A 229-nucleotide genomic window follows, 5' to 3' on the forward strand; every position below is an offset into this window, starting at 1 on the left:
GCATCGACACAAAGTATCGACCTGATTTGTCTTTTGAAATAGTGATAGAACTAGGCTGTTTGGTAGTTCGCGTGACCAACGGATATTTAGCGGATGCTTAGACTTGGCAATGAATAGCTGACCATCTCCATATCTAAAGGCGGCTTTGGTTAACCTAATGGATTGCTTATCGTACTTTGACTTGAATTTCGGGTATTTAGCGCGCTTGTCCCAAAAATTTTTGAACGCC

At 41.9% G+C, this 229-nt stretch carries 1 pseudogene; it reads right to left on the reverse strand.

What is annotated here, in order from left to right:
- Positions 1–229 (reverse strand): annotated as a pseudogene (locus tag ACM2FC_RS23725) (RNA-guided endonuclease TnpB family protein); the annotation flags it as partial.

The organism is Vibrio sp. A37 (assembly GCF_059777565.1).